This window comes from Streptomyces sp. McG3, assembly GCF_018619185.1.
In the GTDB taxonomy this organism is placed as follows: domain Bacteria; phylum Actinomycetota; class Actinomycetes; order Streptomycetales; family Streptomycetaceae; genus Streptomyces.
In genome coordinates, this window is the sequence record NZ_JAAXYC010000292.1 from 1 (window position 1) to 10,056 (window position 10,056).

The window sequence follows — 10,056 nt, forward strand, 5'->3', positions numbered from 1 at the left end:
CCTCCCGGGTGAGGGGCGGGGTGGGTGGCGCGGTTTCGTCGGCCGGGTGCGCGTCGACGAGGTGGAGGAACGCTTCCTCGACGGTCTCCGTGCCGGTGCGGCGGCGCAGTGCGTCGGGTGTGTCCTCGGCGAGGATCAGGCCGTCCCGCATCAGGAGGAGGCGGTGGCAGCGCTCGGCCTCGTCCATGACGTGGGAGGAGATGAGGAGTGCGGTGCCGCGGTCGGCGGCCAGGCGGTGGAAGAGGTCCCAGAGGTCGCGGCGGAGTACGGGGTCGAGCCCGACGGTCGGTTCGTCCAGGACCAGGAGCTCCGGGGTGCCGAGGAGGGCGACGGCCAGCGAGACGCGGCTGCGCTGGCCGCCGGAGAGCGCCCCGGCGAGGGCGTCGGCGTGGCTGGTGAGGTCGACGTCCTCGATGGTGCGGGTGACGGCGTCGCGGCGGGCGTCCCGGTGGGCGCGGCCGGGGTGCAGGACGGCGGCGAAGTAGTCGAGGTTCTGCCGGACGGTGAGGTCGGTGTAGACGGAGGGCGCCTGGGTGACGTACCCGATGCGGCTGCGCAGTGCGGGGTCGCCGGCGGGGCGGCCGAGGACGTCGAGGGTGCCGGTGGCCCTGGCCTGGGTGCCGACCACGGTGCGCATGAGGGTGGTCTTGCCGCAGCCCGAGGGGCCGAGGAGGCCGGTGATGCTGCCGGGGCGGACGGTGAAGTCGAGGGCGCGCAGGACGGTGCGGTCGCCCCGGACGACGGTGAGGCCGCGGGCTTCGATCGCCGGGGGTGGTGGGTGCGTCGGGGGCTCGGCCGGTGTGGCCCCGGGTTTGTAATTCATCATGTGATGAATTCTTCGCCCGACAGGGCCGCCCGTCAAGGGGTAGGAGAGGGGTCGCGGGACGAAAGCGCTCAGCCCGCCGACACGGTGCCGGCGGGCTGCTGAGTCGTCTCCCGGGCGGGCGGGCAGGCCCTCAGCCGCGCTTCGGGCGCTTGCGGCCGGAGGTCCTGCGGGCCGCCGGGTTGCCGGTCCGGGTCGAGCGGCGCTTCTCGAACTGGACGCGGGCCTTCTCGTACTCGGTGCGGCGCAGCTTCTCGCCCGGGGCCTCGGTGAGCGAGCGGACGAAGTAGGCGAGGAGCGAGCCGATGAAGCCGATCGACTTCAGTCCGCGCAGGGAGTCCTCGCGGTCCGGGTCCTTCGGGCGGGCGCCGAAGCCCTCCCAGGTCCTGCGGAACGCGATGGCGCTGCAGACGGAGAACATCCCGATCACCAGCATCCCGACGATGCCCCCGACCTCCGCGATCTCCAGCCCCTCGTAGGCGAAGCGCAGGAGGAAGCAGGCGGCCACGGCGGCGGCCAGCGAGCCGACGGCGACGCCGGCCCGCCGGAGGCCGTAACCGCCGTCGTGGTCGACCCAGGTCGTGCCGAAGAAGCGGATGGGCTCGGGCCGCGGGCCCGGGGCCGTGTCCGTGGCGGGCGGGGTGCCGGGGGCTGCGCTGTTCTCGCTCACGAGGTCGATTATCCCCGCAGCCCCCGGGTGTCCCGGCGAAGCCGTCAGTCGCAGCGCGGTGCGACGTACCCGTCACGCCCCGTGTAGACGTAGGCGTCCGCGACGAACTGGCCGTTGGCGATGTTGTCCCAAAGGTTCGACGTGCCGTACGGGCCGGTGACCGTCTCCCCCGGCTTCTGGCAGTAGATCGGGATCTTCTGCCCGTACGGCATGGTCCTGACGATGCGGTAGCTGGTGCCGGGGCCGGTGCGGACGTTGACCCGGTAGCCCGGGGCGACCGGGTAGCGGGTGCCGGACGCGGTGGTCTCCACCCTCGGCTCGGCCGCCGCCCCTGCCGCCCCGTCCACCTCGTCGCGCGTGGGCTCTGCGGTCTGCTCTCCAACGCCCATATGGGCCTCCCCCGTTGAGATGTCGCGTACGCGAGGCGCGTACGACGCGCAGGCTAGCAAGCCCCGTGCCTCTCGCACGCACCATCGACTAGGCTCCGTGCGTCGCATGCGCACGAACACACGGGGGTGGGCGATGCCGCCGCTGCGAGAGCCCGGAGCGCATCCGGAAGCGGAGTTTCCGAGTTACGCCGGCACCTACCGTCTTGAGGCCCGTCTCGGCTCGGGCGGCATGGGGGTCGTGCATCTGGCGCGCTCGGCCTCGGGGATGCAGCTCGCGGTGAAGGTGGTGCACGCGCCGTACGCGGCGGATCCCGAGTTCAGGGCGCGGTTCCGGCAGGAGGTGGCGGCCGCGCGGCGGGTGAGCGGAGCGTTCACGGCACCCGTCGTCGACGCCGATCCGGAGGCCGGGCGGCCCTGGATGGCCACCCTCTACATTCCCGGGCCCACGCTCGCCGAGCAGGTGAAGCGGAGCGGCCCGATGGCCCCCGCCGAGCTGCGCAGGCTGACCGCCGGGCTCGCCGAGGCGCTGCGGGACATCCATCGGGCGGGTGTGATCCACCGCGATCTGAAGCCGAGCAACGTGCTGCTGACCGACGGGGGCCCCAAGGTCATCGACTTCGGGATCTCCCGGCCGTACGACAGTGATCTGCGCACCGAGACGGGCAAGCTGATCGGCTCGCCGCCCTATATGGCGCCCGAGCAGTTCCAGCGGCCGCGCGAGGTCGGGCCGCCGGCCGACGTGTTCGCGCTGGGGGCCGTGATCGTCCACGCGGCGACCGGCCGGGGTCCGTTCGACTCGGACAGCCCGTACATCGTGGCGTACCAGGTGGTGCACGACCAGCCGGACCTCGGCGGAGTGCCGGAGGACCTCGCGCCGCTGGTCGCCCGGTGCCTGGCGAAGGATCCGGCCGACCGGCCCACGCCGGGCGAGGTGATGGAGGCGCTGCTGCCCCCGTCGTACGAGGCCGACGCGTTCATGCCGTCGCAGCGGCGCCGGGCGGTGGTCGCGGCGGCGGTGCCGGCGGCGCGGGAGCGGGACGGTTCGGAGGCGGACACGCATGTGGGCCCCGCGCCCGTGGTGCGGCGCCGGCGGCTGCCGCGCGTCCGGCTGGTCGTGGCGGCGGCGCTGCTCCTGCTGGTGGCGGGTGCGGGCGCCGGGGCGTACGCCGTGTGGGGCGTCGGTACGGACGCGAGCCGCCCGGAGCCGGAACGCGCGGGCGCCGGAGGCGGTGAGGGCGACGACGCCGTCACCCCGTGGCGTACCGCGTTGCGGACCTCCGGCACCGCCACGCCCGCCTGTTCCACCGCCGGGGCGGGGGGTGCGCTGTACTGCTCGGCGGCCGGGGGCGGCACCGCCAGGATCGATCCGGCGGACGGGGGTGTGCTGTGGTCGGCCCGGTCCTCCTCCTCGCGGACGGCCGCCCACGCTCCGATCGTCTCGGGCGGGGTCGTGCTGTCCGCCGGTCCGGAGGGGAAGCTGCGCGCGTTCGACCCGGTGAAGGGCACCGCCGTCCGCGACACCGCGCTGTCCGCGAGTCCCGGTGGCGCGTTCCCGGCGGGCGACACCCTGCTGACCGTCGCGGACGACGGCACGGTGACGGCGCTGGACGGGGCGAGCGGGGCGACCCGCTGGCAGGGGTCGCCGGCGAAGCACACCCGGCCCGACTTCGCCCTGTACGACGCGGCGTCCGGGCTCGCCTACGCCTTCGAGCAGACGTCCTCCGGTACGTCGACCCTGGTCACGGCGGTGGACGCGGCGACCGGCCGGGCCTCCTGGCAGCGGAGGCTGGAGGGGGCCCTCACCCCGGTCGGCACCGCCGGGGCCGGGGAGCTGGTGCTGACGGCGATGGACGAGAACTCGGACACCACCGAGCTGGTCCGGTACGCGCCAGGGACCGGCAGGTCGGCCCGGGTCCCGCTGCCCTTCACGCTGGACGGGCCGCAGGTGGTCATGGCCGGGGACGTCGCGTACCTGCTGGCGCGGGGCGGGTCGCTGCTGGCCGTCGACACCGCGGCGGGCGGGGCGAAGGCCGAGCTGTGGCGGCTGGAGACGGGGGTCGGGCGGGCTTCCGCCCCGGTGCTCGGGGAAGGCGGCCACCTGTACTTCTCCGCCGCGGACGGGCGGCTGCTGGCCGTCGACACGGACCGGGGTGCGCTGGTGGGGCAGACCCGGGCGCGGCTGAGCGGCGGGAAGCTCGCCTACGCCTCCGACCTGCCCGCCCCGGTCACGGCCGGGCGGACGGTCGTGGGGACGGCGCCGGACGGGTCGGTGTTCGCGGTGGACGGGGCGGACCCGGGGGGCTGGTGAGGCCCGGGTCGACCCTCTGGCTCCCGGGGCTCTGCCCCGGGCCCCCGCTCCTCGATCGCCGGAGGAGCCGCACGGGGGCGCCGGAGAGGCTGAAACGGGGCACGCGGAGCCGCCGGGAAGGCTCCCGGCGGCTCCGGGAAAAGCGGGTGGGCCCCGAGCAGCGCGAGCGTCAGCCCAGCTTCGAGACGTCCCTGACCGCGCCGCGGTCCGCGCTCGTCGTCATCGCCGCGTAGGCGCGCAGCGCGGCCGAGACCTTGCGGTCGCGGTTCTTCGGCGCGTACACGCCGTTCAGCGCCTCGCGTCGGGTGGCCAGTTCGGCGTCGTCGACGAGCAGTTCGATGGAGCGGTTCGGGATGTCGATCCGGATCCGGTCGCCGTCCTCGACGAGCGCGATGGTGCCACCGGATGCCGCCTCGGGCGAGGCGTGCCCGATGGAGAGGCCCGACGTGCCGCCGGAGAAGCGGCCGTCGGTGACCAGCGCGCAGACCTTGCCCAGACCCCGGCCCTTGAGGAAGGAGGTGGGGTAGAGCATCTCCTGCATGCCGGGGCCGCCGCGCGGGCCCTCGTAACGGATGACGACGACGTCGCCGGGCTCGATCTCCTTGCGGAGGATCTTGTCGACGGCCTCGTCCTGCGACTCGCAGACGACGGCCGGGCCCTCGAAGGTCCAGATCGACTCGTCGACGCCCGCCGTCTTCACGACACAGCCGTCCACGGCGAGGTTGCCCTTGAGGACGGCGAGGCCGCCGTCCTTGGAGTAGGCGTGCTCGACGTCGCGGATGCAGCCGCCCGCCGCGTCCAGGTCGAGGGTGTCCCACCGCTCCGACTGGGAGAAGGCGGTCGCGGAGCGGACGCAGCCGGGGGCGGCGTGCCACAGCTCGACGGCCTCGGGGGACGGGGAGCCGCCGCGGACGTCCCAGTTCTTCAGCCACTCGGCCAGGGTGTCGGAGTGCACCGCGTGCACGTCCTCGTTGAGCAGACCGCCGCGGTGGAGCTCGCCGATGAGGGCGGGGATGCCGCCGGCCCGGTGGACGTCCTCCATGTAGTACGTGCCGCCGGGGGCGACGTTCGGGGCGACCTTGGAGAGGCAGGGGACCCGGCGCGAGACCTCGTTGATGTCGTCGAGGCCGTACGCCAGCTCCGCTTCCTCGGCGGCGGCCAGCAGGTGCAGGATCGTGTTGGTCGAGCCGCCCATGGCGATGTCCAGCGCCATCGCGTTGTCGAACGCGGCGCGGGTACCGATGGCGCGCGGCAGGACGGTCTCGTCGTCCTGCTCGTAGTAGCGCTTGGTGATCTCGACGACCGTGCGGCCGGCGTCCTCGTAGAGCGCCCGGCGGGCGGTGTGCGTGGCGAGGACGGAGCCGTTGCCGGGGAGGGAGAGGCCGAGGACCTCGGTCAGGCAGTTCATCGAGTTGGCGGTGAACATGCCGGAACAGCTGCCGCAGGTGGGGCAGGCGTTCTCCTCGATGCGGAGCATGTCCTCGTCGGAGACGGACTCGTCGACCGCGTCGCTGATCGCGTTGACCAGGTCGAGTTTTCGGACCGTGCCGTCGACGAGGGTGGCCTTGCCGGCCTCCATCGGGCCGCCCGAGACGAAGACGGTCGGGATGTTGAGGCGCATGGCGGCCATCAGCATGCCCGGGGTGATCTTGTCGCAGTTGGAGATGCAGATCAGCGCGTCCGCGCAGTGCGCCTCGACCATGTACTCCACGGAGTCGGCGATCAGGTCGCGGGAGGGCAGGCTGTAGAGCATGCCGCCGTGGCCCATCGCGATGCCGTCGTCCACGGCGATGGTGTTGAACTCGCGCGGGACCGCGCCCGCCGCCAGGATCGCCTCGGAGACGATCCGGCCGACCGGGGCGAGGTGGGTGTGGCCGGGGACGAACTCGGTGAACGAGTTGGCGACCGCGATGATCGGCTTGCCGATGTCCGCGCTCGCTACGCCCGACGCGCGCATAAGGGCGCGCGCGCCCGCCATGTTGCGTCCGTGGGTGACCGTGCGGGACCTCAGCTGCGGCATCGTCGCTCGCTCCTTCGGCAGGGGGACTGCCTACGACAGTTAAAGAAAAGACTGCCTTCGAGCGTACGCCCCGGATCCAAGATCTGGACAGCCCGTCCGGAATGCGGGACGCGACGGCCGGTGGGTGGTCAGCCCCCGCCAGGGTTCAGCGCTCGCCCAAGTATCGCTGGAGCGTGGGGGCGACCATCGCCACGATGTCCTCCGGGTCGGCGGAGGCGAGCGGCTCGGCGCGGATCATGTACCGGAGCGTCGCGATGCCGATCATGTGCGAGGCGGCCAGCTCGGCGCGGAACGTGGCGTCCGGAACGTCCAGCTCCGCGGCGATCCGCTCCAGCAGCCGGCGCAGGACGAACTCCCGCAGCACCTTCGCCGCCGCCTCGTGGGTCAGCGCGGAGCGCAGGATCGCCAGCAGGGGTGAGCGGGTGGCCGGGTCCTCCCACACGGAGAGGAAGAAGCGCGCCAGCCGCTCCCCCAGGCCATCCGGCGGGCCGCCGAGAACGGTGTGGACGACCAGGGCGGGTTCGAAGGTGACCTCGACGGCGGCGGCGAAGACCTCGTCCTTCGTACCGAAGTAGTGGTGGACAAGGGCCGCGTCGACCCCCGCGGCCTTGGCGATGCCCCGGATCGACGTCTTGTCGTAGCCGCGCTCGGCGAACTCCGTACGGGCCGCCTCCAGGATGCGCGTACGGGCGTCGGGACCCTCGGACGCGGCCTTGCGGGAGGGGCGGCCCCGGCGGCGCGGGGCGGGAGCGTCCTCGGTCACGGGCGGCCGGCCGGGCTCCTCGGTCACGGGCGGTGGATCTTCGCGGACGGGTCGTCGGCCGTGGCGGAGGCGGTGGCCAGGTGGAGGCGGGTGAAGGCCAGCGCCTCGGCGAGGTCGGCCTCGCGTTCGGCGGAGGACATCGCGCGGCGGGTGTTGACCTCGATGACGACATGGCCGTCGAAGCCCGTACGGGCGAGGCGCTCCAGCAGTTCCGCGCACGGCTGGTCGCCCCGGCCGGGCACCAGGTGCTCGTCCTTGGCCGAGCCCTTGCCGTCGGCGAGGTGGACATGGGCGAGCCGGTCGCCCATCCGGTCCACCATGGCGAGCGCCTCGGTGCGGGCGGTCGCGGTGTGCGAGAGGTCGACCGTGAAGTGCCGGTAGTCGTCGTTGGTGACGTCCCAGTCGGGGGCGTACGCGAGCATCTCGCGGTCCCGGTAGCGCCAGGGGTACATGTTCTCGACGGCGAACCGGACGTCCGTCTCCTCCGCCATCCGCCAGATCCCGGTCACGAAGTCCTTGGCGTAGTTGCGCTGCCACCGGAACGGCGGGTGCACCACGACGGTGGAGGCCCCGAGCTTCTCGGCCGCAGCCCTGGCCCGCTGGAGCTTGACCCAGGGGTCGGTGGACCAGACGCGCTGGGTGATCAGGAGGCAGGGGGCGTGCACCGCGAGGATCGGGACCCGGTGGTAGTCGGAGAGCCGGCGCAGGGCCTCGATGTCCTGGCTGACGGGGTCGGTCCAGACCATGACCTCGACGCCGTCGTACCCCAGGCGCGCGGCGATCTCGAAGGCCGTCGCGGTGGACTCGGGGTAGACCGAGGCCGTTGACAGGGCGACCTTCGCATCGGGGATGCGCACCACTGGTTCTGCCACCTGGACAGCGTACGGGCACGGGTGCGCCGCGCCGAGGGCCCCTGGCGGAAAGTGATCAGGGCCATGGGCCCGTCACCGTACGTCACCTGAGCGGTGCGGCTCGTTCCGTCGGACGACGCCCGAGCGGTGGGGCCCGGAGTGCGCCGTCGTGCGTCACCCCAGCGGTGGGGCCCGGAGTGCGCCGCCGTGCACCACGCCAGCGGTGCGGCGCGGAGTGCTCCGCCGTACGTCACCCCAGGAGTGCGGCGCGTTCCGCGGGGAGGTGGTCCAGGCGGCGCAGGATGACGCCCTCGCGCAGGGCCCAGGGGCAGATCTCCAGCTCCTCGACGCCGAACAGGTCCATCGCCCCCTCGGCCACCAGGGCCCCGGCGAGCAGCTGGGCGGCCCGGCCCTCGGAGACTCCGGGGAGCCGGCCGCGCTCCTCGACCGTCATGGCCGCCAGCTTGGGCACCCAGTCCTCCAGCGCCTTGCGGCTCAGCGACCGCTGGACGTACAGGCCCTCGGTGGAGCGGGCGGCGCCGGCGATCCGGGCGAGCTGCTTGAAGGTCTTGGAGGTGGCGACTACGTGGTCGGGGCGGCCGGCCCGGCTGAACTCGCCCACCGTCCGCGCGATGCTGGCCCGGACGTGCCGGCGCAACGCCCTGACCTGCTCGGGGTCGGCCGGGTCGTCCGGCAGCCAGGCTCCGGTGAGGCGGCCCGCGCCGAGCGGCAGGGAGACGGCGGTGTCCGGCTCCTCGTCGATGCCGAAGGCGATCTCCAGGGAGCCGCCGCCGATGTCGAGGACGAGGAGCTTCCCCGCCGACCAGCCGAACCAGCGGCGGGCCGCCAGGAAGGTCAGCCGGGCCTCCTCCTCGCCGCTGAGGACCGCGAGGTCGACGCCGGTCTCGACCCGTACGCGCTCCAGGACCAGGTCCGCGTTGGTCGCCTCGCGCACGGCGGAGGTGGCGAAGGCGAGCACGTCCTCGCACCCCTTGTCCTCGGCGGCCTGGACCGCACCGGCGATCGTCGCCACGAGCCGGTCCACGCCGAGGGGGCCGATGGCGCCGCCCTCGTCGAGGAGTTCGGCGAGCCGGAGCTCGGCCTTGTGCGAGTGCGCGGGCAGCGGGCGGGCGCCGGGGTGCGCGTCGACCACCAGCAGATGAACCGTGTTCGATCCCACGTCGAGGACTCCGAGTCTCATACGGGAACGCTACTGCGCCATGGGACTTACGCTGTCCGCGTGCCAAAGACGAAAAAGGCTAAGCAGGACAAAGCCACGAAGAAGCAGAAGTCGAACGAGCAGGCAGCACAGCCGGAGGCGAACGGACCGGATCCGTCCGACGAGAAGGGCATCGACTTCGCGCGGGCCTGGGTGGAGTTCCCCGACCCGGCCGACGACGAGCAGGTCTTCCGCTGCGATCTGACGTGGCTGACCTCGCGGTGGACCTGCATCTTCGGCAGCGGCTGCCAGGGCATCCAGGCGGGCCGCGCGGACGACGGCTGCTGCACGCTGGGCGCGCACTTCTCCGACGAGGACGACGAGAAGCGGGTCGCGGGGCACGTGGCCCGGCTCACTCCCGAGCTGTGGCAGTTCCACGACGTCGGCGCGGAGACGGGGTGGGTCGGCGTCGACGAGGACGGCGAACGCCAGACGCGCCGCTGGGAGGGCTCCTGCATCTTCCAGAACCGGCCCGGCTTTCCCGCCGGGGCGGGCTGCTCGCTGCACATCCTGGCGCTGCGGGAGGGCAAGGAGCCGCTGGAGACCAAGCCGGACGTGTGCTGGCAGCTGCCGGTGCGGCGGACGTACGACTGGATCGACCGGCCCGACGACACGCGGGTGCTCCAGGTGACCATCGGGGAGTACGACCGCCGGGGCTGGGGTCCGGGCGGTCACGACCTGCACTGGTGGTGCACCTCGGCCACCTCGGCGCACGGGGCCGGTGATCCGGTGTACGTGTCCTACCGCCCGGAGCTGATCGAGCTGATGGGCAAGGAGGGGTACGACCGGCTGGTGGAGCTCTGCGAGGAGCGGCTGTCGTCGCTGCTGCCGATGGCCCCGCACCCGGCGGACCCGCACCCGGCGCCGAAGAAGCGCTGAGGCCGCCGGGCCCTCCGCCCCGACCGGCCCGGCCCCCTCGGCCCGTCGGATCCGGGGCTCAGCCCGTCGGATCCGGGGCTCAGCCCGTCGGATCCGGGGCTCAGCCCGTCGGGTCCGGGGCGGAGGGGCCGGGG

9 protein-coding genes are annotated in these 10,056 nt (G+C 73.5%); 2 read left to right on the top strand and 7 right to left on the bottom strand.

From position 1 onward, the window contains the following. The 3 genes from HET64_RS31550 to HET64_RS31560 form a co-directional block, all read right to left on the bottom strand. On the bottom strand, positions 1-826 hold an 826-nt coding region (locus tag HET64_RS31550; protein ID WP_215110568.1), incomplete at its 3' end, for an ABC transporter ATP-binding protein. A 130-nt stretch (positions 827-956) separates the two neighbouring features. Further along, positions 957-1,493 (bottom strand): hypothetical protein, encoded by a 537-nt coding sequence (locus HET64_RS31555; RefSeq protein WP_215110569.1) that lies wholly within the window; start codon positions 1,491-1,493, stop codon positions 957-959. Positions 1,494-1,537: 44 nt separating this feature from the next. Then, the gene (locus HET64_RS31560; protein WP_215110570.1) at positions 1,538-1,882 is read right to left on the bottom strand and encodes an SH3 domain-containing protein; all 345 of its coding nucleotides are present in this window, start codon (positions 1,880-1,882) and stop codon (positions 1,538-1,540) included. Positions 1,883-2,015: 133 nt separating this feature from the next. Here HET64_RS31560 and HET64_RS31565 point away from each other — a divergent pair, with 133 nt between their 5' ends. Further along, positions 2,016-4,190 carry a protein kinase gene (locus tag HET64_RS31565; protein WP_215110574.1) on the top strand — a complete coding sequence of 725 codons (2,175 nt, stop codon included), beginning with the start codon at positions 2,016-2,018 and terminating at the stop codon, positions 4,188-4,190. Between the two features lie 169 nt (positions 4,191-4,359). Here the strand turns inward: HET64_RS31565 and ilvD are convergent, their stop codons facing one another. The 4 genes from ilvD to HET64_RS31585 form a co-directional block, all read right to left on the bottom strand. Then, positions 4,360-6,210, bottom strand: a complete 1,851-nt coding sequence (ilvD, locus tag HET64_RS31570; RefSeq protein ID WP_215110571.1) for a dihydroxy-acid dehydratase — start codon at positions 6,208-6,210, stop codon at positions 4,360-4,362. A gap of 145 nt (positions 6,211-6,355) precedes the next feature. After that, positions 6,356-6,973 carry a TetR family transcriptional regulator gene (locus HET64_RS31575; RefSeq protein ID WP_215110576.1) on the bottom strand — a complete coding sequence of 206 codons (618 nt, stop codon included), beginning with the start codon at positions 6,971-6,973 and terminating at the stop codon, positions 6,356-6,358. Positions 6,974-6,996: 23 nt separating this feature from the next. Continuing rightward, positions 6,997-7,833 (bottom strand): sugar phosphate isomerase/epimerase, encoded by an 837-nt coding sequence (locus tag HET64_RS31580; protein ID WP_215110575.1) that lies wholly within the window; start codon positions 7,831-7,833, stop codon positions 6,997-6,999. 241 nt (positions 7,834-8,074) lie between these two features. Beyond that, positions 8,075-9,025 (bottom strand): Ppx/GppA phosphatase family protein, encoded by a 951-nt coding sequence (locus HET64_RS31585; RefSeq protein ID WP_215110572.1) that lies wholly within the window; start codon positions 9,023-9,025, stop codon positions 8,075-8,077. Positions 9,026-9,064: 39 nt separating this feature from the next. Here HET64_RS31585 and HET64_RS31590 point away from each other — a divergent pair, with 39 nt between their 5' ends. Continuing rightward, complete coding sequence (locus tag HET64_RS31590) at positions 9,065-9,922, top strand: hypothetical protein (protein WP_215110573.1); 858 nt, start codon at positions 9,065-9,067, stop codon at positions 9,920-9,922. Positions 9,923-10,056: the final 134 nt, after the last annotated feature.